Raw genomic sequence first — 26691 nt, forward strand, 5'->3', positions numbered from 1 at the left:
GTGAAATCTTCTATTCGTAAGTTTTTGCTAATTAATTTATTATTAGCCATCACAATTACTACCACTCTGACTGCGATAGGTAACTACTATCTTGATCAAAAAGATATTCAAGAGCATCTGGATACCTTGATGGCGATGTCAGCACTCTCCTATCAAGCCTTATTGGGCGATGACTTACACCAACGCCCGCTCACTAAAATTCAAGATGCACTGGAAATCATCCCTCAAAAAATCGATAATTATTATCAGCGGCGTTTTTTAAATGATTTACCGCCCCAAAATTATCTAGATAAATTCAATTTTCAAGTATGGACTAATGGCGGCAAACTTTTGCTCCATTCCTCAACAGCCCCCAAATTTCCATTAATTGCTGAAATTGATGGTTTCAGCGATAAAATGCTAGGTGATCAAAAATGGCGTGTGTTTACTACCTATAACGAAAAAGCTGGTGTACGCACCGTTCTGGCAGAGCGCTATGATACTCGTAATGAGTTAGGCCATCGGGTTGCACAAGATGATCTATATATCATGTTACTCACCTTCCCGTTATCAGGCCTGCTTATCTGGATTATTATCGGTCGTGGCCTGGACAGCCTTGATCGTGTAGCACAAGAAGTAGCAAACCGCGCACCTACTCACTTAGAGCCAGTAGACTTGCAGGAAGTTCCCGAAGAGATTAAGCCGGTTATTGATGAATTGAATAAATTATTTTATCGCCTCAAGGAAGGTTTTGAACGGGAAAAACGCTTTGCTGCTGATGCAGCTCACGAATTACGCACGCCGCTTGCTGCTCTTAAAGCCCAAGCTCAAGTTGCTTTAAATACCAGTGATATGGATGAAAAGAATTTAGCCTTACAGAAACTAATTGCCAGTGTTAACCGCAGCACTCATATTGTTCAACAGCTGTTAACCATGAGTAAATTGGTTCCTGAAGCAACCAATATCAACGATATCGATGAGGTCAATTTAGTCAAGATAACCCGTGAAGTTTTAGCGATGTTGGCACCAAGTGCTGTAGAAAAACAAATAGAACTTGAGTTTGAACATGACGAACAAACCCCTATTTTTGCAGGAAATCTTACAGCGCTGAGCATTCTTATCCGTAATTTAGTTGATAATGCTATTCGTTATTGTAAGGAAAATGGTAAAGTGTCCGTTCGCGTTTATAGCAAGGAGCAGGAATTAGTTCTGGAAGTGCGTGATAATGGCCCAGGAATACCGAGTGAACTGCAAAACCGGGTCTTTGAGCGCTTCTTTCGTGTCTTAGGAAATAAAAGCCCTGGTAGCGGTTTGGGCTTAGCTATTGTAAGGCAAATCACAGATCTGCATGGTGGACGGGTAGAACTAGACTCTCCTGCAGAAGGTACAGGTTTAATCGTGCGGGTCTACTTCCCCATTCCTAATGGAGCATCATCCCAACAAGGTTAATTTGAAAACAAATTCGCTACCTTGTCCTGTGTAGTGTAAATTGATTTTTAGCGAAGAGTATTTACCGGGATTTCTTGAATTTGATCCCTGATCGTATCAATCAACTCACTACTATCAGCGAAAGGAAATTCAGGATACATTTGTTCATCCCCATACAACGCAATAGAGTTATCACTAGCCAAACTAAGCATTTCCAATGATTTTAAGGCGGAAGAGTACAATTTGCTTACATTATCCACCAATGTTCCAGTCTTATCCTTGGATGTGAGCGAGTTAAGTAAAAATGCCGCTTGGTATTTAGCATAGCCATCAATCAACAATTTGAATCTGCCACAAGAGGTGGAATCCATCGCCTCAATATAGTGTTGACTTTTTTCAAGCAAGCTAACCAACGCTAATTTTCGTTCATCGCTTAATTCATCTTTTTTTGCTAAATGATGAATATGAACTAAATAGGCACGTAAAACAAAGGGATTACCTTTTTGTAAACCCTTCTTAAAAAATTCACTTCGCTCAATAAATTCCGCATATACTTCGTTAAATAATTTTTGTTGTGTACCAATTTCACCTAGAGCGGCTCTGTAAGTTATTAATTGCGATGCATAATGTATTAAACTATTCGTATTATGTAATGATAAAGAAATATTTGTTGGTAATACCTTTCCCTTTGTACATTCAAAATACAGTTCCTTCACGAACGCTGAGACTTCTTCTTTTACTACAGGACTTACTTTTTTATGAGGATTCTTAATTATTGCTGCAATTAAGCTCAATATTTTATCTTTAGCAACCATTTCCACCTCTTGACGCTTATAATCAAACAATCACCTTCTTAAACTAAATTTCTTTAGCCCATAGTTGGCTTAAATTCATTATCCTCAATTTCATCAAGGACATCCCCCACAGGATGAGTAAGTGCATTGGCTAGTTCATCAAGATCACCCAGATCACCAAGATCTTCTATATCAGTTGGCCCTGCATAATCATAGCTTGTTATAGGATTTGCATCATTATGTATAGACCATCCATAAGGCCCTAAATTTAGTACAGGTTTACTTAACCATTCAGAAATTTTTTTGTTAATAAAATAATAAGCAGAGTCCGTGAGATGTTCAGATGTTTGCAATGTTTCGCGGTTTGGTAATAAAGTCCAGGGGCTACTTTTATCCATCCGCCAGGGGGATGCCTCTGCCTGAAAATGACTAAAATTAGAACCTTGCACTTGTGTAGATTGTAAAAACAACACTTCAGGAAGTATGCGTCCGCAATTAATTCCCATCTCTTTACCAACCTTGGTACTTGCGAAATGAGATGAAAATCTGACTTGAGCCCCCTCAATTTTGGCAAGCTCCCGATATAAAGTGCCACCATCTTTTATTTTAAAATGAGCTCCCTTTAGAAATTCATTTGCACTATAACCCTTTAAACCGTGCGCTTTTAAGCAAGACAAAATTTTTATTGCCCGAGAAAAATCATCTCCTACTTTGGAGTTTTTAGCTTTCTCCATGATTTTGGCTCTTAAATCTTGCTCAATTCCTAATTCTTGTAAGAGAGAATTGAGTTTCTTACATTGAATAACCTGGGCGGTAGGATGAATAGTCTTTTTACCATAGTTTTTTAATGCGTCCTTTTTGGTGGTTACTGTGTTTGATAATCCAGTAATTAGACTCCCAAGAAGAGAAATATTTTTCATTTATTAATTTCCGGTTTTTTAAAAACCAATATAAAAATTGGCTTACCACAACTCGTCCGGAGTTAGATCAAATCAACAATTAATTGTGTTGAAACAATAAAGCATGAAGGAATGTTTATAATCTTGATTGAATTAAAAACAGGACTCAGCTCAAATACGCATCGATTATCTAAGTAATCGACTGCGGGCAGATTCTACAGTTTAATAGTAATAAAGCAAGCCGCTATCGGCTTGCTAACAGCTGCAGCGCCTGACGAATCAATTGCTCACAGGTTTTATTCCCATCATCAATTTTATTGATTGCTTTAACAGCCTCTTGTTGCTTATATCCCAATGCTTCCAATGCACTGATTGCTTCATCCTGCTCACGGTTAATCGATAACTTCTGCGATAATTGGTTAGAATCCATACTGTTAAACTGTTTCACACTGTCTTTCATTTCAATGACCAGCCGTTCGGCTGTTTTTTTACCAATACCAGGTAATTTAGTAAGAACTACCGTATTCTGTTGGGTGATACATTGAATAAATTCAGTGGGAGTAATACTTGAAAGAATAGCCATGGCTAGTTTAGGACCGACGCCATTCACTTTAATTAAAGCCCTGAATAATGCCCGCTCTTCTTTATCCAAAAAACCAAAAAGCAATAAAGCGTCTTCTCGAACGATTGTATGAATATGTAAATTTATCAACCCGCGCTGTGATTCAAGTTGAAAGAAAGTTTGTAAGGAAGTTTCCACGTCATAGCCTACTCCGTTGACATCAACAACCAATTTACCTGGTTGATGTTTATCAACAACCTGCCCACTTAACCAGCCTATCATCGCAAACGTCTCCTTGTTCTCGGCCGTGATTGTTGTAAAACCGATAGACCATGCCGCATGTGGCTATGACAAATTGCGATAGCCAATGCGTCGGCAGCATCATTCTGAGGTGGGCTATTAAGCATAAGCAAAGTTACAACCATATGTTTTACTTGTTCTTTCTGGGCAGCACCATAACCTACCACCGCCTGTTTAATTTCACGAGCAGAATACTCACTCACACTAACACGATGTGAGGCAGCAGCAACCATGGCTACTCCTCTCGCATGTCCCAATTTCAGTGCTGAATTCGGATTTTGATGCATAAAAACCTGCTCTATGGCAACCTCATCAGGGGCATACTCATCCATCAATTGGCAAATACCATTAAAAATCTGCAACAATTTTTGGCTCAACTCACCATCTGAAGTTCGAATGCAACCACTATCCACATAAAAAATTTTGCGTTTTTCTTCTCGAATAATGCCATATCCAGTAATACGTGAACCAGGATCAATCCCTAAAATAATACTCATCAGACTGAGGTTTCAAAAAGTGATTCAGGAAACTCCGCATTGCTATGAACCTCCTGCACATCATCCAAATCTTCTAACATATCGATTAATTTGAGTAAACTCTCCGCTGATTCTTTATCTAAAGGAATCATTGTTTGAGCCCGCATCGTTAAGTGTGACTGCTCAACATCATAACCTGATTGTTGAATTGCGGTTAAGACGGTGTGATATTTATCTGCAGGAGTAATTATTTCAAGCTGGCCTTCTTCGATTACCACATCTTCAGCACCCGACTCGATCGCAACCTCCATTGCATCTTCTTCTGCTTGTCCGGCTGCCAGAAGAATCTCACCTTGCTTATTAAACAGATAAGCCACAGAACCATCGGTTCCCAAATTACCACCATGTTTGGTAAAAGCATGTCTTACTTCTGAGACAGTTCGATTTTTATTGTCAGATAAACAATCTACCAAGATTGCAACACCACCAGGACCATACCCCTCATAGCGCATTTCAATCATATTCTCACCATCCAAACCACCTACACCACGCTTAATAGCGTTGTCGATCGTATCGCGCTTCATATTGGCTTTTAGTGCTTTTGTTACAGCATCGCGTAATCGCGGATTTGCTGTTTCATCGCCACCACCTGCACGTGCAGCAACCGAAATTTCGCGAATAAGCTTGGTGAAAATTTTTCCGCGTTTGGCATCTTGTGCACCTTTGCGAAATTTAATATTAGCCCATTTACTATGTCCAGCCATAAATATACCTCAATCAAATACCCGCTCATCCTGAAAAAAATGTCATTTTCTAAGACGAGCTTACATTAAACAACATAAATTATACATCGTCGGTGACCTAAAAAGAACGGTGATACTAGGCTCTGTTGACATTTCGCTAGCCTGAGTCGAGAAGCGTTGATTTACAAGCATCGCAGCATTTTCACATGAGGGGAAATGTGTAGCGAAGCGCAGGAAATCAACGCTTTTCGGCCAAGATTATAGAAATGCCTACAGGCCTTATAATCAGTCTCGACATGTTTCACTCTTTCAAGCTATGCTAATGGCGTTAAATTTAAGAGGGAGATAAACGGTGTATTTAGCAGGATTTGGTAACCACCATCAAAGCGAAGCTATACCAGGCGCTTTACCTAAAGAACAGAACTCCCCTCAACACTGTCAATTTGGTTTGTATGCCGAACAATTAAGCGGCACCGCCTTTACAAGGCCCAGGCATGTTAATTCCCACAGTTGGCTTTATCGCACAATTCCATCTGTGGTCCATGAGGATTACCAACCTTATGAGCATGCCGCAACAGCCAATTACGCGAAACTACAAGCACCCAATCCTTTCCGCTGGTCACCGTTTGAAGCCCCTACTGATAATAGAGATTTCGTTGATAGCTTATTTCACATTGCCGGCAATCAATCCACTAATGCCTATCTCTATCAATGCAGTCAATCAATGCAGACTCGTTATTTTAGTAATTATGATGGCGAAATGCTTCTAGTACCTTACCTAGGCGAGATAATACTTTATACAGAGTTTGGACGTCTTGCGATTGCTCCTGGAAAAATAGCGGTTATACCGCGCGGAGTAAAATTTAAGGTTGAACTAATATGCCCTCTTGCTTGTGGCTATCTTTGTGAAAATGCTGGCACACCACTGGGTTTACCACAATTGGGCCCTCTTGGAGCAAACAGTCTTGCTAGCCCCCGTCATTTTCTTTATCCACAAGCCTCTTATGAAAATTATAATGACGAAACCACTTTAATTTGTAAGTATCAACAACAATTTTGGGCGGCAAAAAGCAATCACTCTCCACTTAATGTAGTGGCTTGGCATGGTAACTACGCCCCCTACATTTATGATTTATCATTGTTTAACACAATTAATACCGTCAGTTTTGATCATCCTGATCCCTCTATTTTTACTGTTTTAACCTCAGAAAGCGAAATAATTGGTGTGGCAAATCTTGATTTTGTTATATTCCCGCCGCGATGGATGGTGGCAGAACATACTTTTAGGCCACCTTATTTTCATCGTAATGTTATGAATGAATTCATGGGATTAATTCACGGCGAGTACGATGCGAAAACAGAAGGATTTCTACCGGGTGGTATAAGTATTCATAACTGCATGACAGCACATGGACCTGATACAGAGACTTATCAAAAGACCATTCAAGAAGAACTTGTTCCAACGCGTTATCAAAATACACTTGCCTTTATGTTTGAAACAAAAGCCCCCTGGCTGATTAGTAAAAAAGCATTGGCTCACCCGAGCAGACAATTAGATTACACAGCCTGTTGGCAGGGCTTGGGAGCCGCCTCCACCAATGTCCCTTAACTCTGGGCTCCCTTTTTTTATATGGCTTAAAATAAATCTTCCTGGGTCAAACCTACGCGCTCTAAAAGCCCTCTCAAGGTTTTTAAAGCCTCTACCTGTATTTGTCTGACACGCTCTCGAGTTAAATCAATTTCCTTACCTACATCTTCTAGTGTTGCCTTTTCAAAACCACGTAGACCAAAACGTCTAGCAATCACTTGTTGTTGGTTTTCCGTGAGTTTATCTAATAACGATTCAATATGGTTACGTAAATTCTCATCAGTTAAAAGCTCTGCCGGATTCATACTATTTTCGTCAGCAATAGTATCGAGCAACGATTTGTTTTCATCGTAACCAATAGGCGTGTCCACTGAAGCAACTTTATCATTTAAACCAAGCAATTTTTCAACATCCTCAAGCGGTTTATCAACCATTTCAGCAATCTCTTCTGCCGATGGTTCATGATCAAGCTTTTGTGTCAGTTGGCGTGCTGCACGCAAATAAATATTAAGTTCTTTAACAACGTGAATTGGTAAACGTATTGTGCGAGTTTGATTCATGATCGCACGTTCGATAGTTTGCCTAATCCACCAGGTAGCATAGGTCGAGAAGCGAAAGCCTCTATCAGGATCAAACTTCTCAACTGATTTCATCAAACCGAGATTTCCCTCCTCGATAAGGTCAAGAAGCGGCAAGCCGCGATTCAAGTAGCGACGCGCTATTTTAACCACTAGGCGCAAATTAGATTCAATCATCTTTTTACGAGCAGCTGCATCTCCTTTAAGAGCGAGCTTTGCGTAATGCACCTCTTCTTCCGCAGAAAGTAAAGGAGAAAAACCGATTTCTCCCAAATAAATTTGCGTCGCATCCATAACCTTGGCAGCATGTCTACCGCGCTGAAAGCTGGGAAATGCTTCTTCATCACTAAAATCAGGTAAATGCTCTTCAATATCTTCGGCGTTTTCAACGTCGATACTCGTATCATCAGAGAGCAACGCTTCATCAGGAGATTCCTCCCATTCCTCTTCGGGAGTTACCTCTTCTTTTGTTGATTCGTCATCTGCTTGCATGATATCACCTATCGTGTTTATATCTTTTAAGGAAAAAACACCATCTTTCCACTAAGCATGGCTATCACAACCAATTTCTTGCTAACCTTTTTGCAGATAATTCAAAGGATTAACAGGTTTTCCTGCCCTTCTGATTTCAAAATGCACACCCCAAAACCGCCTATCTATAACTCCCATTTCGGCAATAACCTGGCCAGCTTTAACTTGTTGGCCTTCGTGAACCATATTACGCAAATTATTGCCGTATGCCGTTAGAAATTGATTATTATGTTTAATAATAATCAAATTTCCATAACCTGAAAGTCCGCTTCCTGCATAAGCAACAACCCCACCGGATGAAGCTCTAATTTTTTCTCCTTTCATTCCTGCAATATCTATGCCCTTTTTGCCTTGTTGCGGAATAAATTGAGTGGCAACTCGGCCATTCACGGGCCACAACCAGGATTGGTAACGCGCAGGTCTTGTCCAAGAAGCTTGATAAGAAGGGCTAACAGGCCTTGCTGAAGGGATATTTCTTGCCGTATACACTGGTTTGGTTTTGGCATGATAATAATGTCTTGCCGGTGCACGTGAAGCCCCCTGTAAGTGAATAATTTGACCTACACGTAAGGCATAAGGACTATGTAAATGGTTTAATGCGGCAAGCTGCCGGTAATCTTGGTCATAACGAAAAGCGACTGCATAGAGCGTTTCGCCCCGCAGTACTTTGTGAGTAGTTTGATTAGGATTTTGCGGTTGCCATTTTAACTCCACAACAGGTGCTAAATCAGATCTTGATCCACAACCAGTAAGAAGAAGCGCCAATAAGAATACGCACAATTTGTACATATTTATTTTCTCAGAATAACCGTTTTATAAAACACAAGCCCCTATTAATATTAGCGCAGAGAAATGCTCTTTGTTCGTAACACTAATTCTGGCTCATATTCCCAATCTTTTTGTTACCATAACAACAAAAATTGCAAGTCATGAAGTCCAACTAATCTCATCAACCAACGCAGATAATTGCTCAAACACCTTATAATGCGTCATATCAAGATGTAAAGGCGTAATAGATACACAATGTTGATTAATCGCATAAAAATCTGTACCTGGGCCTGCATCAGCCTCTAAACCGGGAGGACCAACCCAATAAATGGGGCGGCCGCGTGGATCATATTCTTTAACGATGGGTTCAGCACCATGGCGTGTTCCCAAACGAGTCACTTCTATTCCCTTAATTTTATCCAATGGCAAATCCGGAATATTAACGTTGAGAATAGTCTGAGACGGCAACATGTTTGCCCGCATTTTTAATACCAATTGCCGAGCAATTGTTGCACCAGTATCATAGTACTGAATATTATCGCCGACCATAGAAAAAGCAATCGCGGGTAAACCAAGATACCTTCCTTCCATCGCTGCAGCCACAGTCCCTGAATAAAGAATATCATCACCGAGATTAGCTCCCTCATTAATACCGGAAACCACGATGTCAGCATTTGGATCTAGAAAACCAGTAAGAGCCAAATGTACACAATCAGTCGGAGTACCTTCTACGCTATAATGCCCATTGTCTAATTGTTTGACACGCAAAGGCCTGGTCAAAGTCAATGAGTTACTTGCACCACTACGATTTCGCTCTGGAGCTACAACGATAACATCCCCGATAGTTGACATTTCATTAGCTAAAGCACGAATTCCTGATGAATGAACGCCGTCATCATTACTTACTAAAATTCTCATTAATTAACTCTCTGGTGACTCTAACCATCTTACAATCGCCAAGCGTTCAGCCAAGCGCTGCTCATTCTCTTCAATCATTTTTCTTAGTTCAGGCTGATTAGGATTTTTCTTGAGTACAATACGCTGTTTTGCCAAATCTTGCTGTATAGACAATATTTGCTTACCAAACTCCTGGGGATTAATTTGGATCTGGTAAACCAATTCATAAACAGAGCTGTTAATAGCGGCTAATTGCTGACAGCTTACCTGCACTGGTTGTTTATTGGGGCACTCTTTAATTGCCTGCTGTAATGCCTGCGGATTCAAGCGATAATACTGTTCATCCCGGGTTGAGCAAGCAGTCAAAGCTATGGAAGCAGCACACACCAAAACCCACAATTTTCTCATTACAACCTCTTGATGTTTCTACAAAGTTATCGATGTTATCATTTGTGAATAACTAACGCTATGCTAACGTGGGGTGCTACTTGCTCTTTGTTTTGGAGGCTGCAATCGATTTGCTTTTGTATTTATGAGCTGCAGCGTTGCCATGTTTAGGGGTGAAAGTCCCATTTCTCCCCGATTGTGATTTCGCTACTTTGCCTTTGTCAGCTATTTTCTTCTTAATCACAGCAGTCGCCGGATTAGTACTTGCAGGTAAAGAATGGTTAGGCTCAAAGTCATCGACCTCAACCCTCTCAATACGTCTTTTAATCAGTTTCTCAATATCATGTAACTGCTTGAATTCGTCAGCACAGACTAATGAAATGGCCTGACCTGACGCCCCAGCTCGGCCAGTACGTCCAATACGATGCACATAATCCTCAGCAACCTGGGGTAAATCAAAATTAATGACCAACGGTAATTGATCAATATCTATTCCTCTGGCGGCAATATCTGTCGCCACCAAAATAGGTACTTTACCAGCTTTAAATTCATTCAACGCATTCGTACGCTGAGATTGACTTTTATTCCCATGAATGGCCAACGCTTTAATATTATCCTGTGCGAGAAGTTTTACCAGCTTGTTGGCGCCATGTTTAGTACGAGAAAAAACCAGTGCTTGTTGCCATTTTTTATCACGAATTAGATGACTGAGTAAGGCACTTTTGCGAGCTTTATCTACAGGATGCACCAGCTGCACAACCTTGGCAGCAGCAGTATTACGGGGGGCAACATCAATTTCAACAGGATTTATTAATAATTCTTTAGCCAGTTTGCGAATTTCATCAGAGAAGGTTGCTGAAAATAATAAGTTCTGGCGTGTACGCGGCAAATAAGAAAGGATTTTCTTAATATCATGAATGAAGCCCATATCGAGCATTCGATCTGCCTCATCTAAAACCAAGGTTTCAATTTGTTCGAAACGAATAGCATTTTGTTTATAAAGATCGAGTAAACGTCCAGGAGTCGCTACCAGAATTTCAACACCGGAGCGCAATTTCATCATTTGCGGATTAATTTTAACACCGCCAAAAACAACAGCGGAACGTAAGCCTACATATTTACCATAGAGCATCACACTGTCATGAACCTGCGCGGCTAACTCTCGAGTCGGGGTAAGTATCAAAGCCAGAGCGCAATTATTTCGTGCGCGAGTTTTTGGGGCCAAGCGATGTAAAATAGGCAAAGTAAAACCAGCCGTTTTTCCCGTTCCGGTTTGCGCCGAAGCCAATAAATCATCACCACGCAATACGGCAGGTATTGCTTGTGCCTGAATAGGAGAAGGGGCTTCATAGCCTTGTTCACGGATTGCTCGCAGCAAAGGTTCAGCTAATTGCAAATTTGCAAAAGTCATTGGCATTTCCTCTCATGGTTAGACTACATCTCACCATGAAGATCTGCCCCCATTATGACCGATGTGTAAAGTAAGCACGTCCATGTACTCAAAAATAAGCTATCCAGCTAAAATATTCATCCAGCTTTTTAGACGAATGATGAATAAAGTCGTGACATTTTATCATAGTTTTGGGCAAATCGCATTGTTGCATTGAATAAATGCCCTTGATTGGCTATTGTATGCGCACTAAATTTTATCTGAAAATAACAACCATGCTAGATTTCAAAATAGTACGTGACGAACAGACTGGCGAGCAGTTTATAGAAACTTCCATTTGTGGCAAACCATTACTGACTATACCGCAACTTAACAAAAGTACCGCTTTTACCCAAGAAGAACGACATGCCTTCGGTTTGTTAGGAAAACTACCGCATCGCGTTGAAACCCTCGATGAACAGGTAAAGCGCGCCTATTTACAATACTCAAGCTATACCTCACGTTTGCAACAAAACATTTATCTTAATAATTTACACGATAAAAACCAGATACTGTTTTATAAGCTAATTAGCCGTCATTTGGGAGAAATGTTGCCTACGATTTACACACCGATAGTGGGTACTGCTGTTAAACGCTTCAGTCACGAATATCGCCAACCACGGGGTTTATACATTGCCCATTCAGATAAAAATCAAATCGAAGATATTATCAACAATCGTTCTAATCCTGAAATTGATCTAATTGTTGTCACCGATGGAGAAGGTGTACTCGGTATTGGAGATCAGGGCATTGGCGGTATGGATATCCCCGTTGCCAAACTTATGGTTTATAGTCTTTGCGGGGGAATAGATCCCACCAGAACACTGCCTGTTTTTCTGGATGTAGGAACAAATAATCAAGAATTACTTAATGATCCTCTTTATTTAGGCTGTCAGCATCCACGTATTGACTCTGAGCAATATGATGCTTTCATTCTTACCTTTGTGAATGCTATCCGCCAACATTTCCCTCACGCCTTTTTACATTGGGAAGATTTTGGTCGCGGAAATGCCCGACGTATTTTAGATAAATTTCAAAATGAGTTATGCACCTTCAATGATGATATCCAAGGTACTGGAGCAGTCACCTTGGCAGCCTTACTGGCTGCTTGTGACGTTAGTGGCATTAAGCTTGAGGATCATCGTATTGTTGTCTTTGGGGCAGGCTCCGCCGGAACAGGAATTAGTGATCAAATTGTTGATGCAATGGTAAGACGTGGCTTAAAGACAGAAGAAGCGTATAGGCGCTTTTGGCTAATTGATCGCCAAGGCCTTTTAATCGACAATGATCTGGAGCTAACTGAAGCACAAAAACCCTATGCACGCCAGACAACCGAAATAGCGACTTGGGAAATTCAGGGCAAACAACAACTTTCTCTTACCGATACAGTCCGTCAAATTAAACCCACGATTCTTATTGGTTGTTCAGCTCAACCTGGTTCGTTTTCACAAGATATCATCGAGATCATGTCTAATACTTGCGAAAGACCAATCATTTTTCCTCTTTCTAATCCGGATGAAAAATGTGAGGCACAGCCTAGTGATATTCTCGCCTGGAGCCAAGGTAAAGCGTTAATTGCCACAGGCACAGCCTTCCCGGCAATTGAATATCAAAACCGTTTATTACAAATTGCGCAGTGTAATAATGCTCTGGTATTCCCGGGAATTGGTCTTGGTATTTTAGCAGTAAGGGCATCAAGATTATCCAAAGGCATGATTTGGGCAGCCGCAGAAATTTTAAGCGAACACGCGCCAAGTAAAAAAGACAGCTTTCTACCCCTCCTACCCTCTCTTGATGATGCACAGACAGTTGCTAAACACATTGCCGTTGCTGTTGCCCAAACTGCAATAGACGAAGGATTAGCCCAGATTAATCAGCAGGCTGATTTGGAAAAATTGATTCAGGAGCTATTTTGGGAACCAAGGTACTTACCATTCAAAAAACTGGGTTAACTCCATTAAGCCAAAAATTTAAATCACTCCAGGTCCCGGGAGTAAACCTGGGATATTAATAGCCTAAAGAGTCGAGCGATGTGCATAAACCCACGCCCCTATACCAGAAGTTAATTGAATCTTCACACGAACATAATCATCTACTTCGTATTCATCCGCTTTATGCAACTCAGCCTCAGTTAAGTCAAACACCATTCCCTCTACGCTATCAGCTTCATTTTGTGTTGGTAACAGAATTTGATGCACGGCCTGACCACTCACTTTGATAACATAAGGATCGGTAATTTGCAGATCTTTGAGCACATAACCTTGTAAACTATCTTTAGTCCCTTTTAATAAACGGGAAAAAGTAGCGATTTGAACGGATTCCAATTGCAGGGTCCCATAAGAAAAAAGCTTTTGCATCGCCTTCAAGATAATACTCCTGTTCACTCATGAAGGCGGATACTTTAACATACCGTGGCTTTAATCTACAAAAGCCAGAACAGAGGGAAGTCATTATTATAGAGACAAAGTTACAGTGGTTAAATGTACTATTGTAAGTTACCCACCTGAAGAATTCATCTGAATCAATAAATTATGGGCTAGCGCTTATACGACTTATTTACCGTGCTATGATAATTGCTGCCAAAATATGACAGCATTGTTTTAACTAACCCTTTAGGGAACTATAAATTGACTCGTACTGAACGGCTGCTTGCCCTCTTACAAATTTTAAGACGTAATCGATATCCAATTCGGGGAGCAACCCTTGCAGACGAATTAGGCATCAGCCTTCGTACTCTCTATCGTGATATTGCCACACTGCAGATGCAAGGAGCACAAATAGAAGGTGAGCCAGGGCTTGGCTATCTTCTAAACCCTTGCTACATGCTTCCTCCTTTAATGTTTTCTGAAGAAGAAATTGAAGCACTTGTTCTTGGCTCACGCTGGGTAGCAAAACGTGCTGATTCCAGGTTGGGAGCAGCTTCCCGTGATGCCATCGCAAAAATTGCAGCCGTATTACCTGTTGATTTACGCAACAAACTTGATGCCTCTGCACTGCTTATTGGCCCAGGACAAGCCATTATGGGAGGGGATCAAGAACAAGCGCTTATCAGGCAAGCTATACGTCATGAACGTAAACTTATAATTCGCTACAAAGATGTCCAAGAAAACGAAACTGAACGTACAATCTGGCCTTTTGCAATGGGATTTTTCGAGCAAACACGGATAGTCATTGCCTGGTGTGAATTACGGCAACAATTTCGTCATTTCCGCATCGATAGAATTACCAGCCTTAACCTCACTTCAACTCGTTATCAACGTCGCCGTCAAGCCCTTTTGAAAGAATGGCGATGCCTGGAAAATATTCCTACTCAATAAACAAAGGACGATTTACTACTGCAGCGACGAGAAGAAATAGTGCGGAATCACAGTGTACACGCCAAGACATGAGGATTTGAACATCGTATCGACAAAGCAATGCTCCAAATCAGGTAGAATTTTGAAAGAAGTCTACTGACAGAATTTGGCAGTAGTGTCCTTTAAAATCAATAAACCTGAATCACTTCAGGAATAAGACCTAATTTTTTAGGAAACTATCTTTTTAACAGGGAGACTCCTATGTTGGATCCTAATTTTATAATACTTTATGTCAACACGCCCAGTATCAGTTCTGCCTTTTATACAAAATTACTGAATAAACAACCTGTTGAATCTTCAGCAAACTTCGTAATGTTTGTATTAAACGCTGGTGTTAAACTGGGCCTATGGTCAAAAGATGATGTAAAACCAGAGGTAACAGCTGCAAGTGGCAGTACTGAGCTAGCTATTGCGGTTAACGACGATGAGCAAGTTCGTACTTTGTACGATGAGTGGAAAAAGCAGGGCTTAACTCTAATACAACCACCAACTCCAATGGATTTCGGACTGAATTTCGTGGCCCTTGATCCAGATGGCCATCGTATTCGTGTGTTTACCCAGACTTATTAATAAACAGGATGCTCCCGCAGCTTGTTTGCGGGAGCAGTCAGTTTACTATACTTCTTGTTGTATACCACCAACAACCCAATCAGGATTATTGTTGAATTTACGGAAATGCCAAATTTCATCTAACTGTGTTAGTTCACCGTTTTCCTTAATAGTACCGGTAAAACGTACACTTGCCATTATTGAATCTACCTGGTTTGAAACATCTAGCAAGTGGGCATCGAGATTAATAACTTCTGTAGTATTGGGTTCATTACCACGCTCCTCAAGTTGCATTTTGATTTCAGCGAAGACTTCTGGCGCCGTAAAAGCCGTCAGATCAGCGAGATTTTGTTGATCATAAGCAGCCTGTAAGCGAATAAACTTAACTTTGGCGTCACGTAAAAATGATTCCGCTACGAATCCTGCCGGATAAGCAGACGAACTACCGCGTGCTTGAAAATTGTTCCTAAAAGCATCGGCCGTTTGATTGAAAGGAGACGCTTGCCTGAACGCATTCGATTGAGTCGATTGAAAACCAGGCTGCATTTTTCGGCGCAAAAACCCAACGAGAAAGAAGAGAATTGAACCAACAATTAGCCAGGACAATAAGCCACTGCCCAAGCCATTGCCCATAAACAGGCTGGCTAATAATCCACCTGCCAATAAACCACCTAGCACCCCACCCCACTTACTTTTATTGTTAGGTGCACGTTGCCCGAATGATTTGGTTGATTGAGCAGAATGGGAATTATATAAACTGCTGTGAGAACGTTGAACTCCAAAACTCCGCCCGCCACCAAACCGCTTGGCAGCAGCTTCATTGACTACTAAACCAAAGGTCAGAAATACAATTAAAAGACATGAAAAAACACGACTCATTTTATTTACCTTTATTTTTTAAGGAATACTATTATAACTGAACAAAAACTAACTTGCCTGTATAAACCAATAATTTTCTACTGCCAACTGGCAGAATTAACGGCTCGATAAGGCAATTTTTACACCGAAACCAATAAAAAGACCGCCCGTTAAACGATCTAATGTTTGAATAACTTTAGGATTTTTTAGTCCTCGAGTCAGTGGCTGACTTGCTAAAATCAACAAGGCAAACCAAAGCATGCCAAGTAGTGCGTGAATCAACGCAAGTAAAAAAGTATAACCAGCAATCGGCATATCCTGTGGAATAAATTGAGGTAAAAAAGAAACATAAAAAATACCCACTTTCGGATTCAACAGATTTCCTAAAAATCCTTTCCACAGCCAGCTAAAATCACTTATTTTTTGCACCGATTGCCCCAAACCAGTTACACCGGAAAAATCAGTTCGCGGACGCAACAGCAACTGCAAACCTAACCAGGCAAGGTAGAAGGCCCCCACCCATTTGAGTAGCTCATAAGCCAATTGCGAAGCTGAAATAAGTGCACCCAAACCAAACGCAACAGCCGCTCCCCAGGTTAAACAACCAATATTGACACCAATCGCAGCAAACCCTGCTTTTTTAGCCCCTTCTGCAGCAGACGTTCTCAAAACCAAGGCGGTATCCAGTCCAGGTACAATAGTAAGGAGTCCGCCCGCGAGGACAAACGCAATTAATGATTCAGTAACAGTCATAGATATTCCAAAATGGTTCACTTTTTAACGGCCGTACGGTCGTCATCTTAACCTAGAGGTTAGAAAATTTAAATATATCTCATGGACTCTCAGAACTTGTAAGTTAACCTGAAGTACCATTTGCTCCTGTATCAAGACAAGGGGCTTCTGGAGCTAATAAAACAGACCTTTCTTTTTCTAAATTCATTTCAATTACATACCAGAAAAGCATTGCATCACCCTCAGTAAACAAGACTGTTACCGTAACTACCTAAGTAAAAACTTACCCTCTTTGGGAGCAACTCAGAAAGCAGTTGAATACAATTTTGAGGAAATTGCTTTTAAACTGTACTTAAATAAAAGCTATGATATTTTACTCGCATGAGGAATAAGCGAGATAAAAGAATATGAGTTTAGCGATTGATCGGGTCCGTGCTGATACTCCGGGTTGCCAACTGGTACTACACCTCAATAATGCAGGAGCAGCTCTACCTCCCAATGCAGTAGTAACCGCAATGAAAGAACATCTTGATTTAGAAGCTACCACAGGGGGTTATGAAGCAGCCACACTTCATTTGTCCCGATCCGAAAAAATGTATGTTAATGCCGCCCGTTTAATCCATTGCAAGCCGGAGGAAATCGCCTTTGTCGATAATGCCACCCGGGCGTGGGAAATGGCTTTTTACAGCTTTCAATTTAAAAAGGGTGATCGCATACTCACTGCATGTAGTGAGTATGCCAGTAATTACCTCGCATTCCTTCATATGGCAAAACGGGTTGGTGTCGATATTGAAGTCATCGCTAATGACCAATATGGCCAACTTGACTTGGTGGATTTACAGAAAAAAATAGATAAGCGAATTAAATTAATTGCCATCACTCATGTACCAACTCAAGGTGGTCTTATTAATCCGATTATCGAAGTGGGGAAAATTGCCAAACAAGAAGGAATCCCCTATTTGGTGGATACAACTCAATCAATTGGTCAAATGCCCATTGATGTCGAAGCAATTGGTTGTGATTTTCTGTGTGCTACTGGTCGCAAATACTTGCGTGGCCCGCGTGGAACTGGTTTTTTATACGCTCGTAATTCAATTCTTTCCCAATACGAACCTCCTTTTATTGATCTGCATGCCGCTCGCTGGATTAGTGATAATGACTATCAATTGCGCACCGATGCGCGTCGTTTTGAAACCTGGGAGCAAAATATTGCCGCTAAAATCGGTTTGGGCGTGGCCATTGAGTATGCTCTTGAACTTGGGATTGATGTTATCTGGCAGAGGATTCAATATCTTGCAACACGATTACGCCAGCAATTAGCTACTCTACCCTCACTTGCATTACGTGACCTTGGTCAACATCAATGCGGTATCGTTACGTTCACCTGTAAAGGAATAACACCAACTGTCATACAGCAAGAATTAAGCAAGCAAAAAATTAATGTTTCGATTTCCTTGCAAGAGTACGCTCGTTTAGATTTAGCGCCAAGAAATTTACCCGCTTTAGTACGTGCATCTGTTCATTACTACAACAATGAGGAAGAAATCGATCAATTTTGTAATGCCTTACACGCCCTGATACAAACGCGTTAATCGTTGCTTTTGATATTGGCTCAACAACACCAAACTATTAACTAAAAAAGTTAAAAAAGCGGTCATTATCGGTACGATAATGAAAAAATGCCAACGCTTAGTTAGAACAATATCCAGTATGAAGGTCGCCAGGTATTGATTGATAAGTGTTGCAGTCGTGACAGCCAATAATCCCGCATAAAAACCGATGATTAACGATTCACTGCTTTGGATCCAAATGAGCTGTCTTTGTCCTATACCCAAGATTTTAAGAACCTGTGTTTCTTGCTGTTTTAAGCCGCTAAAAGACAACATAGCCAGGATCACAATGATTAAACCTGCTAAAACACCAAAAAAAGCCATAAAATTAATAGCTTTGCTAGTATTATCGAAGATAGAATGAATTTTATTTAATATATTTGCAATGTCGATGATAGTAACATTAGGGAATTGGGTAACGAGAGTATTTAACACTTTTTGCTGACTGCTTTTCAGATAAATACTGGCAATATATGTTTGGGGAAAATCGTTAAGAAGGCCTGGTCTGAATAACATAAAAAAATTAGGTGTAAATGCAGCCCAATCAACCGTACGAATACTAGTGATTTTGGTGGAAATAGTTGTTATCCCAATTCGGAAAGTCATAACATCATTCAATTTTAAACCCAACTGATCGGCCACCCCCTGCTCTATAGATACCCAATTTTCCGCTTTATCAGCAACGGGCCAACTTCCAGCTACAATTTTATTATTTGGGGGTAATGCAGAAGTCCATGACAAGTTAATTTCTCGTTGTAATGCATTAATCTCTTTCATTTTTTCGCCAAACAATCGTTGCACTGGTTGACCATTAATAGCGATCACTCGCCCTCTAACCATAGGATAGAGATTGGAAGTCTTAATATTATTTTTCGCTAAAAATTGAGTTAGTGCCTCAACCTGGTTAGGTTCAATATTAACGATAAAGTAATTCGCAGCGGTATCAGATAATTGCTGCTGCCAATTATGAATTAAATCATTCCGGAGAATATATAAACTCAGGATTGCTGTTAAAGCCAAGCCAATACCAATAACCTGCAAAGAACTATTAGCAAGATTTCTCGCGATATTCGCAAAGCCGAAGCGCCAATTAAGATGGATATAATGTTTAATCGTGGTCAAATAGTTAAAAATAAGCCATAAACTACCTGTAACTACGGCAATAAATCCCAGACAGGCATATAGGACACTTACTGTGAGGCGCCAGGATTGCGTATAAAAGTAAGCAAGTCCAGCAAGCAATAAAAAAGCCAGGCTATAACCCAACCAGGTTTCAGTGGTCCAGGCCAGTTTCTCTTTACGTAAAATAGTGACTGCTGTCACATGACGCAGTTTTAAAATATTCATCAACGAAAAACACAATAAGACGACCATACCAGTAGTTATACTTAACAAAGCCGGTTTGATGGCTAAGGACGCCTTAAACTGTGGTAACAAGCCACTTAGCCATTGCCTCAATAAAGGCTGTAAAATATAACCCAGAAGAACACCCAACAAGCAGGAGATAAATCCTAAAAAAAGAATGCCACTTAAATAAACACCAATAATCTGGCGTTGAGAGGCGCCAAAGCAGCGCAAAATTGCAACCTCCTGAGTATGACGCTGGCTATATCGAAGACTGGCCATACTAATTGCCACACCGGCTAATACCAGGCTCATCAAAGTACCTAAATTAAGATAATCCAAAGTACGTTGAATCGTCTGAGTGACAGAGAGATTTGTGGTTCCATCAGCTAATTCTTGTTGCTCCGTCAGCTTGTCTTTTAAATAGTATTTTAACTGTTCAATACTATTTTTCTCGCCAGTTAATAACCAACGATAAGCTAAATTACTACCTGGCTGAACTACTTTGGTTTTGGGAATATCCCCCTGATTCATGATGATTCTTGGCGAAATGTTAAACCAATCCCCTGTCTGACCAGGTTCCTCTATCAACAACGCAGCCACTGTAAACTCCGCGGCTCCAATAGTTAACTTTCCACCTACTGCAACATTTAATAACGGCAACAAGAGGGGACTTAACCAAACTGTATCGTTTTCAGGTACCTCATGTATGCTGCGCGCCTGCTCAGATAAGGTATTAGCAATTTTTAATTCCCCCAACAAAGGATAAGGAGTTTCAATCGACCTGATTTGAGCCAGTTGCAGATTATCGTTATGAGCCACCATACTTAAGAAAGTTAACGTAGTGGTTTGCTTTAACCCTAGCTCTTTTGCCTTGATAAACCACTGCGAGGAAATCGGCACACTACTTCTAACGACCAAATCTGCGCCCAGCATTTGTGAAGCCTGCTGCACTAATTGTTGGTTCACCATTCCGGCAAAAATAGTTAGTGCACTCACACAAGCAACAGCAATAACTAAAGCCAGTGACAAAAGGGTCAACTCACCACTTCGCCAATCCCGTAACACAGATTGTACGGTCAAGGGGGTCTTCAGCATAACAGTTTTCCATCATCAAGAGGCCAATGCAGCTGACAGCGCTTTGCAAGACTTTCATCATGCGTAACGATTACCAGGGTTGTCTGATGTTGCCTATTCAGATCAAATAGCAGATCTGTAATTGTTTGCCCTGTTTTTTTATCCAAATTACCAGTTGGCTCATCAGCAAAAAGCACATCTGGAGCTGAAGCAAATGCTCTAGCAATAGCAACCCGCTGCTGCTCACCACCCGATAATTGAAGAGGATAATGTTCGCCTCGATCTCTTAAACCCACTTTATCAAGCCAGTATGTCGCTAGAGATAAGACATCTTTTCGATGATGAATCTCCAGTGGCAACATAATATTTTCTAAAGCAGTTAAGTTAGTAATTAATTGAAAAGATTGAAAAATAAATCCAACGTAGTTCGCCCGCAATTTAGCTCGTTCATCTTCACTCAATCTCGTTATTTCTTGCGAACCATAATAGACCTGACCGGAGGTGGGAAGATCTAAGCCGGCCATAATATTTAATAAAGAGGTTTTGCCTGACCCGGATGCCCCAGTAATTGCGATAGTAGCTCCCGCTTGGATTGCCAAACTAATATCTTTCAAAATATGCAGCTGACTAGAGCCACTCATTACTATAAAATTGATCTTATCCAAGCTAATGACAACATCCTGACTATTCATGAAATCCGCTATCCTGGCAATACTCCTATTAGTTTTTAGCATAGCACCAATCTACGCAAAAACGATTATTGTGCTTGGTGATAGTTTAAGTGCTGGCTATGGTATCGATGAAAAAAAAGGCTGGGTTAACTTGCTCAAAAAGGAATTAAAAAATAATCATTATCCTTATCAGCTTGTTAATATGAGCACCAGTGGTGATACGACAAGTAATGGTTTAGCAAAATTACCACAGGTCCTGCAGACATATCGTCCTGCCTTCGTACTGCTACAACTAGGAGCCAATGATGGTTTAAGAGGCTTGTCCCTGGCCCAAATGAAATCTAATCTCGCCCAGATCATTGAAATAAGCCAAAAGGCAAATGCCAAAGTTCTACTCATTGCCACACTGTTACCCCCCAATTATGGACCTATTTATCTGGAGAAATTTAAACAGGTTTATCGTGATTTGGCCAAACAATACAAGATCCCCCTAATCCCCATGTTTTTAGAAGGTGTGGCAGGCAATCCGATTTTTATGCAAAAAGATGGGCTACACCCCAATCAACAAGCGCAAAGCAAAATAATGGCTAATATCTGGACCACCTTAATGCCTATGCTAGATAAAGAATAAGTGCTAAATTTATAATCATGATGGAATTATTTTGTTCGATTTTATGGTGAACAAAATAGTTGGAGGATTCCCTTATGAAACGTATCCTTTGGCTTTTACTAGCTTTATTACCAAGCCTTTCCATCGCTGCAAAAGCAGCTGCCGAAGTTATACCCACTTACTATGGTACTGGTCTCTGCAATTACCCTCAATACCAGTGCATTAAAATACAAAGCGGGCAAAGTTGGGAAAAATTGTTCCCAGATCCCGTACAACGAGACGTAGTACAACGTTTAAATCGCACCTATAACCGTTTATGGGCAGGGAAAATCATTGCTGTTCCGCGCGCACTTGCCAGTACCACTATCTTTGATATATCTCCTTTTGAGTTAAAAATTCCTCCTTCAGAAGACACACAAATTATTGTTGATCAAGAGAAACTGGCGTGGGCTGCATACAGTAGACAAGGACAATTAATAAAATGGGGCCCCATTTCATCAGGGCGTGACAAATGTTCTGACAGCAATAACTCTTGTCGAACCCTAACTGGAATCTTTAGAGTCTTCAGTAAGGAAAATGAACACTGCAAATCTAATGCATTCCCTGCCGGCCGCGGCGGCGCGAGAATGCCTTATTGCATGTTCTTCCATAAAGGTTTCGCCTTGCACGGCTCCGACGATATACCGGGCTATCGAGCCAGCCACGGTTGCATCCGCATGTTTATTGAAGATGCCAAATGGTTAAATCATCATTTTGTTGAATCCTCCGATAAGAAAAATAATTTTTCTGGTACGGTAGTTATCGTCCGTCCATTAGCCACGTCATTGAAAACGAGTAAATCAGTAAGACATTAATTTTATTATCATAATCCGGAGGAAGAATAGTAAAGATATACAGTAATTTCAGCTTGCCACAACAAAATTTTGCTGGGTCTCCCCGCCTGAATAAAAGCAATTTTATTTGAGTACTAGAAAGATCATGGAATAATGGTACAATATGGGCTCGAACAACTAGGAATAGCAACATGTCAGAGAAAATTCGCGGTAAAGTAAAATGGTTTAACGAGAGCAAAGGCTTTGGTTTTATCGAAAGCAACGGTAAGGATTACTTTGTTCACTTCAGCGCAATTCAAGGTAGTGGTTTTAAAACCCTTCCTGAAGGAGCTGCTGTATTATTTAAAGCTGGACAAGGACAAAAAGGCCCGCAAGCTGAAGAAGTTGAAATAGCTTAAATAGCAGGAGTCAAGCGGATCATAGATCCGCAGCTATTTTTGGGCATCCTATTAAGAGTGCCTATAAATTACCCCATTGCTTTATAACAATGGGGTAATTTTAGCGATTGCTATTTACAGAAGCCTTCTGAAAATTAACTGTTACATTTTTCAGAGTGCCGCTCTCTGGTTCCCATGGCCTGGCGTATTTAAACTGCATGGTCGTGTTTTTAGGGTAAGTCTCCCCTTTCACCAATTCGAATTTAAATTGCATCTGCCCTCCAGCCCCCATAAGATTTGTTTGTGGAGAAATATAGTGGCTGGCTATTAATTGTAAAAATGATTTATCGTATTTTTTGACCGTCCATTGGTACCCTGTTGTTGGATTGGCAGGTAAGGTAATTGTAAATTGGGTTTGATTTGGATCGATGTTAACTGACATAGAATCCCCCCCCGCATTAACCAGCTCCATAAAAAACAGCAATACACTGCCCAGTAAGATTTTCATGAAATCACTCGTCCAATTGATTGTTTTTTAATTATAAGCCATTCCACCCAAACTACCCCAGAAATATCTCTCCTTGTAAATACAAGCGACATGTTCCTGACAATAAAACTCTTTTATCTTTAATTTCACAGATCAACTGCCCCTGCCGTTTTAAGCCCTGCAACGCATGAATTGTATTTTTTTTAAAATAATCACACCAATAAGGAGCAATAACACAATGAGCTGAACCAGTAACAGGATCTTCAGGAACATCACAACCAGGATAAAAACAACGGGAATAAACATCTGCTTTTGCAGACGGTGCCGACAAAATGACACCTCTATGCGGCAAAAGACTTATTGCATTTAAATCAAGCCTCGCCTTTTCTACCTCGGACTCATTCTTCAAAATTAAAAGCAAATCAAGCGTACTTTTATAAACAGCCTGAGGGATAACATTGATTGCCGCAAGCAATTCTGTTGATGGCTCAATTTGGGTGTAGGGTAAAATAGGAAAATTGAGTTGTAACTGTTCTCCCCGTTGATTAACACATAACTCACCACTTAAGCTATCGAATATGATTTGATCTTTCTCATGACCAAGCATTTTAAAAATTACATAGGCACTAGCTAAAGTTGCATGTCCGCATAGAGATACTTCCGTGTTCGGTGTAAACCAACGGATATGATAGCGCTCACCATTGCGGACAAAAAAAGCTGTTTCAGATAAATTATTTTCTCTGGCAATCGCCTGCATTAAATCATCACTTAGCCATTCTTTTAAAGGACAAACCGCTGCCGGATTACCGCCAAATAATTGTGTGGTAAACGCATCAATCTGGTATATGATTTGTTTGTTCATAGTAACTCCAACTAATTAAGGCATGACTATATAATAGCTTGCTATTAATTAGCAAGCAATATAATGGGACTCTTTATGCAAACTTCTACTTTATTAAAAAAAGCTAACCGTCTTTTGATTAAAAAAGCCAACGAACTCTTAAAGCCACACAAGATTACGCACGCTTATACTTATTTTCTTATGGAACTCTACAATCAGGATGGTTTAACACAAGCAGAAATGCACAAACGAATCGGTATAGAGCAACCAACTGCAGTAAGAACCTTGGATAGAATGGAGAGAGACGGATTTATTCTGCGTAAACCATCCCCTGATGACAGACGTGTTGTTTTAATTTATCTCACCGAAAAAGCACAGCACTGTAAAAACGAAATTGATAAATGTGCCGCGCAACTTAACGAATTAGCATTAACCGGTTTCAATGAAGAAGAAAAAATTAATTTAAATCAAATGCTTAAACGGTTAAATCAAAATTTAGAGAAAAAATAAACGCTTGTGTCTATGATATAACTCTGTATTGGTTATTTTTATAAGGACATCACATGAAAGCAATTGGTTATCAGCATGCTACACCCATTGAAAATATCAATAACTCGCTGATTGATATAGAGTTACCAACCCCTAAAGCATCTGGCCATGATTTGCTTATTGAAGTCAAAGCCATTGCGGTAAATCCAGTCGATTGTAAAGTGCGTCGAAAAGTAGATGCTGATAAAGGAGAATATAAAGTATTAGGTTGGGATGCGACTGGTATTGTTAAAGCTGTAGGTAACAAAGTAACGCTCTTTCAGCCTGGCGCAGAAGTATGGTATGCCGGTGATTTAACTCGTCCCGGTTGCAACAGTGAATTTCATTTGGTTGATGAGCGCATTGTGGGTGAAAAACCCCGGAGTCTGTCTTTTGAGCAAGCAGCTGCCTTGCCTTTGACCACGATCACAGCATGGGAATTACTATTCGATCGCCTAAACATAGATCCCAAGGAAAAATCCAGCCTTTTAATTACTGGGGCTGCTGGTGGTGTTGGATCAATTTTGGTGCAATTAGCCAAACAACTTACATCTTTAACCATTATTGGCACTGCTTCCCGGCCCCCATCAATGGACTGGATAAAAAAGAACGGTGCTCATCACGTGATCGATCACAATAAATCCATGTCACAACAGTTAACAGAATTGAATATCAATGAAGTAGATTATGTCATTAGCTTGACACATACTGATCAGCACGTAGACGAACTTGTTCGCTGCTTAAAGCCACAAGCTAAGTTTGCTCTAATTGATGATCCGGAACAACTTGATATCAAACTATTCAAACCCAAAAGTATCTCCATTCATTGGGAAATGATGTACACCCGCTCCATGTTTAAAACACCAGACATGATTAAGCAGCATCAAATTTTAAATGAGGTGGCTCAATTAGTAGATAAAGGTGTTATTAAAACCACCTTGAATGAGCACTTCGGTGCGATAAATGCGCAAAACTTACGACAAGCGCATCAACTTCTTGAGAGTGGGCAGGCCAGAGGAAAAATTGTTCTTGCTGGCTTTGGGGCATAAAAAAATAAGGCCAGCTTCATTTTCTAGAGGCTGGCTCTTCTTGCAAAGATCATCAGTGTTTCCGCCTAGCTACCATAACTATAAACCTGTTAGTAAACAGTTTTGCCAACAACCAGTTAAATTAGCAAATCACTTGACATTAAACTCACTCTAAATACATACTGATCACAATTTGACGATAATCAATCACCTACTAAACTGAGATGAAGATGCAAAAACACTTCACAACAATGATGATGCGAAGCCTGGACACTGTTTTCCAGGTTGGCAGATAAGTTTGTGAATAAGCGTTAAACATCTAATCTAGTTCCAACACCAGTGTCCAGGAGCAAACACACTGGTTCCCTCCTGAACCAAATCCCAACGCTCATTATTACTTAAATGAAGTCATGTTATTGCTGAATTTAAGT

29 protein-coding genes are annotated in these 26691 nt (G+C 40.5%); 11 read left to right on the plus strand and 18 right to left on the minus strand.

What is annotated here, in order from left to right:
• Window positions 1-1428: an ATP-binding protein gene (locus Lfee_RS16130; RefSeq protein WP_058447987.1), complete on the plus strand. Its 1428-nt coding sequence runs from the start codon at window positions 1-3 to the stop codon at window positions 1426-1428.
• 47 nt (window positions 1429-1475) lie between these two features.
• Here the strand turns inward: Lfee_RS16130 and Lfee_RS16135 are convergent, their stop codons facing one another.
• The 5 genes from Lfee_RS16135 to Lfee_RS16155 form a co-directional block, all read right to left on the minus strand.
• Window positions 1476-2252, minus strand: a complete 777-nt coding sequence (locus tag Lfee_RS16135) for a hypothetical protein (protein ID WP_112854899.1) — start codon at window positions 2250-2252, stop codon at window positions 1476-1478.
• A gap of 23 nt (window positions 2253-2275) precedes the next feature.
• A complete protein-coding gene (locus Lfee_RS16140) occupies window positions 2276-3121 on the minus strand; it encodes a hypothetical protein (RefSeq protein ID WP_058447989.1) in 846 nt (281 codons plus the stop codon).
• A 223-nt stretch (window positions 3122-3344) separates the two neighbouring features.
• Entirely contained in the window at window positions 3345-3944 is a 600-nt protein-coding gene (gene ruvA, locus Lfee_RS16145; protein WP_058447990.1) for a Holliday junction branch migration protein RuvA, read from the minus strand.
• The gene (gene ruvC / locus Lfee_RS16150; RefSeq protein WP_058447991.1) at window positions 3941-4459 is read right to left on the minus strand and encodes a crossover junction endodeoxyribonuclease RuvC; all 519 of its coding nucleotides are present in this window, start codon (window positions 4457-4459) and stop codon (window positions 3941-3943) included. The genes ruvA and ruvC overlap by 4 nt, the downstream gene beginning before the upstream one ends.
• A complete protein-coding gene (locus tag Lfee_RS16155; RefSeq protein WP_058447992.1) occupies window positions 4459-5202 on the minus strand; it encodes a YebC/PmpR family DNA-binding transcriptional regulator in 744 nt (247 codons plus the stop codon). The genes ruvC and Lfee_RS16155 overlap by 1 nt, the downstream gene beginning before the upstream one ends.
• Before the next feature lie 331 nt (window positions 5203-5533).
• Here Lfee_RS16155 and hmgA point away from each other — a divergent pair, with 331 nt between their 5' ends.
• Window positions 5534-6790, plus strand: a complete 1257-nt coding sequence (gene hmgA / locus Lfee_RS16160) for a homogentisate 1,2-dioxygenase (protein WP_058447993.1) — start codon at window positions 5534-5536, stop codon at window positions 6788-6790.
• A gap of 26 nt (window positions 6791-6816) precedes the next feature.
• On the opposite strand, the gene rpoS is transcribed toward hmgA, so the two are convergent.
• From rpoS to Lfee_RS16185, 5 genes are all read right to left on the minus strand, one after another.
• Complete coding sequence (gene rpoS, locus Lfee_RS16165) at window positions 6817-7839, minus strand: RNA polymerase sigma factor RpoS (RefSeq protein WP_058447994.1); 1023 nt, start codon at window positions 7837-7839, stop codon at window positions 6817-6819.
• Window positions 7840-7920: 81 nt separating this feature from the next.
• The gene (locus tag Lfee_RS16170) at window positions 7921-8667 is read right to left on the minus strand and encodes a peptidoglycan DD-metalloendopeptidase family protein (RefSeq protein WP_058447995.1); all 747 of its coding nucleotides are present in this window, start codon (window positions 8665-8667) and stop codon (window positions 7921-7923) included.
• A 138-nt stretch (window positions 8668-8805) separates the two neighbouring features.
• Window positions 8806-9564, minus strand: coding sequence for a 5'/3'-nucleotidase SurE (gene surE, locus Lfee_RS16175; protein WP_058447996.1), 759 nt, complete (start codon window positions 9562-9564; stop codon window positions 8806-8808).
• 3 nt (window positions 9565-9567) lie between these two features.
• Window positions 9568-9951, minus strand: a complete 384-nt coding sequence (locus Lfee_RS16180; protein ID WP_058447997.1) for a hypothetical protein — start codon at window positions 9949-9951, stop codon at window positions 9568-9570.
• 76 nt (window positions 9952-10027) lie between these two features.
• A complete protein-coding gene (locus tag Lfee_RS16185) occupies window positions 10028-11341 on the minus strand; it encodes a DEAD/DEAH box helicase (protein WP_082646677.1) in 1314 nt (437 codons plus the stop codon).
• Between the two features lie 254 nt (window positions 11342-11595).
• Here Lfee_RS16185 and Lfee_RS16190 point away from each other — a divergent pair, with 254 nt between their 5' ends.
• Entirely contained in the window at window positions 11596-13311 is a 1716-nt protein-coding gene (locus Lfee_RS16190; RefSeq protein WP_058448063.1) for an NAD-dependent malic enzyme, read from the plus strand.
• A 63-nt stretch (window positions 13312-13374) separates the two neighbouring features.
• Here Lfee_RS16190 and Lfee_RS16195 read toward each other — a convergent pair whose 3' ends face one another.
• Entirely contained in the window at window positions 13375-13716 is a 342-nt protein-coding gene (locus Lfee_RS16195) for a gamma-glutamylcyclotransferase family protein (protein WP_058447998.1), read from the minus strand.
• A gap of 270 nt (window positions 13717-13986) precedes the next feature.
• Between Lfee_RS16195 and Lfee_RS16200 the strand changes: the two genes are divergently transcribed.
• Entirely contained in the window at window positions 13987-14676 is a 690-nt protein-coding gene (locus tag Lfee_RS16200; protein ID WP_058447999.1) for a helix-turn-helix transcriptional regulator, read from the plus strand.
• 240 nt (window positions 14677-14916) lie between these two features.
• The gene (locus Lfee_RS16205) at window positions 14917-15285 is read left to right on the plus strand and encodes a VOC family protein (RefSeq protein WP_058448000.1); all 369 of its coding nucleotides are present in this window, start codon (window positions 14917-14919) and stop codon (window positions 15283-15285) included.
• A 45-nt stretch (window positions 15286-15330) separates the two neighbouring features.
• On the opposite strand, the gene Lfee_RS16210 is transcribed toward Lfee_RS16205, so the two are convergent.
• From Lfee_RS16210 to Lfee_RS17835, 3 genes are all read right to left on the minus strand, one after another.
• Window positions 15331-16143: a Tim44 domain-containing protein gene (locus Lfee_RS16210; protein ID WP_058448001.1), complete on the minus strand. Its 813-nt coding sequence runs from the start codon at window positions 16141-16143 to the stop codon at window positions 15331-15333.
• A gap of 96 nt (window positions 16144-16239) precedes the next feature.
• Complete coding sequence (locus Lfee_RS16215) at window positions 16240-16875, minus strand: LysE family translocator (RefSeq protein ID WP_058448002.1); 636 nt, start codon at window positions 16873-16875, stop codon at window positions 16240-16242.
• Between the two features lie 103 nt (window positions 16876-16978).
• Window positions 16979-17107, minus strand: coding sequence for a hypothetical protein (locus tag Lfee_RS17835; protein ID WP_269147464.1), 129 nt, complete (start codon window positions 17105-17107; stop codon window positions 16979-16981).
• 154 nt (window positions 17108-17261) lie between these two features.
• Between Lfee_RS17835 and Lfee_RS16220 the strand changes: the two genes are divergently transcribed.
• Window positions 17262-18446 (plus strand): aminotransferase class V-fold PLP-dependent enzyme, encoded by a 1185-nt coding sequence (locus Lfee_RS16220; RefSeq protein ID WP_058448003.1) that lies wholly within the window; start codon window positions 17262-17264, stop codon window positions 18444-18446.
• Here the strand turns inward: Lfee_RS16220 and Lfee_RS16225 are convergent.
• Window positions 18420-20906 (minus strand): ABC transporter permease, encoded by a 2487-nt coding sequence (locus Lfee_RS16225; protein ID WP_058448004.1) that lies wholly within the window; start codon window positions 20904-20906, stop codon window positions 18420-18422. The genes Lfee_RS16220 and Lfee_RS16225 overlap by 27 nt on opposite strands.
• Window positions 20900-21577: an ABC transporter ATP-binding protein gene (locus Lfee_RS16230; RefSeq protein ID WP_058448005.1), complete on the minus strand. Its 678-nt coding sequence runs from the start codon at window positions 21575-21577 to the stop codon at window positions 20900-20902. Before Lfee_RS16230 ends, Lfee_RS16225 begins: the two co-directional genes overlap by 7 nt.
• On the opposite strand from Lfee_RS16230, the gene Lfee_RS16235 reads away from it, so the two are divergent.
• The 3 genes from Lfee_RS16235 (at window position 21576) to Lfee_RS16245 (ending at window position 23397) form a co-directional block, all read left to right on the plus strand.
• The gene (locus Lfee_RS16235; protein WP_058448006.1) at window positions 21576-22187 is read left to right on the plus strand and encodes an arylesterase; all 612 of its coding nucleotides are present in this window, start codon (window positions 21576-21578) and stop codon (window positions 22185-22187) included. The genes Lfee_RS16230 and Lfee_RS16235 overlap by 2 nt on opposite strands.
• 74 nt (window positions 22188-22261) lie before the next feature.
• A complete protein-coding gene (locus Lfee_RS16240; protein ID WP_058448007.1) occupies window positions 22262-23020 on the plus strand; it encodes a L,D-transpeptidase in 759 nt (252 codons plus the stop codon).
• A 170-nt stretch (window positions 23021-23190) separates the two neighbouring features.
• Window positions 23191-23397: a cold-shock protein gene (locus tag Lfee_RS16245; protein WP_019217163.1), complete on the plus strand. Its 207-nt coding sequence runs from the start codon at window positions 23191-23193 to the stop codon at window positions 23395-23397.
• A 100-nt stretch (window positions 23398-23497) separates the two neighbouring features.
• On the opposite strand, the gene Lfee_RS16250 is transcribed toward Lfee_RS16245, so the two are convergent.
• Together Lfee_RS16250 and Lfee_RS16255 are read right to left on the minus strand one after the other, a co-directional pair.
• Window positions 23498-23884 carry a protease inhibitor I42 family protein gene (locus Lfee_RS16250; protein WP_058448008.1) on the minus strand — a complete coding sequence of 129 codons (387 nt, stop codon included), beginning with the start codon at window positions 23882-23884 and terminating at the stop codon, window positions 23498-23500.
• 52 nt (window positions 23885-23936) lie between these two features.
• Window positions 23937-24725, minus strand: a complete 789-nt coding sequence (locus tag Lfee_RS16255; protein ID WP_058448009.1) for a PhzF family phenazine biosynthesis protein — start codon at window positions 24723-24725, stop codon at window positions 23937-23939.
• 75 nt (window positions 24726-24800) lie between these two features.
• Between Lfee_RS16255 and Lfee_RS16260 the strand changes: the two genes are divergently transcribed.
• Entirely contained in the window at window positions 24801-25214 is a 414-nt protein-coding gene (locus tag Lfee_RS16260; RefSeq protein WP_058448010.1) for a MarR family winged helix-turn-helix transcriptional regulator, read from the plus strand.
• Between the two features lie 53 nt (window positions 25215-25267).
• Window positions 25268-26281, plus strand: coding sequence for a zinc-binding alcohol dehydrogenase family protein (locus Lfee_RS16265; RefSeq protein WP_058448011.1), 1014 nt, complete (start codon window positions 25268-25270; stop codon window positions 26279-26281).
• Window positions 26282-26691: the final 410 nt, after the last annotated feature.

Source organism: Legionella feeleii (assembly GCF_001467625.1).
GTDB classification, from domain to species: Bacteria; Pseudomonadota; Gammaproteobacteria; order Legionellales; family Legionellaceae; genus Tatlockia; species Tatlockia feeleii.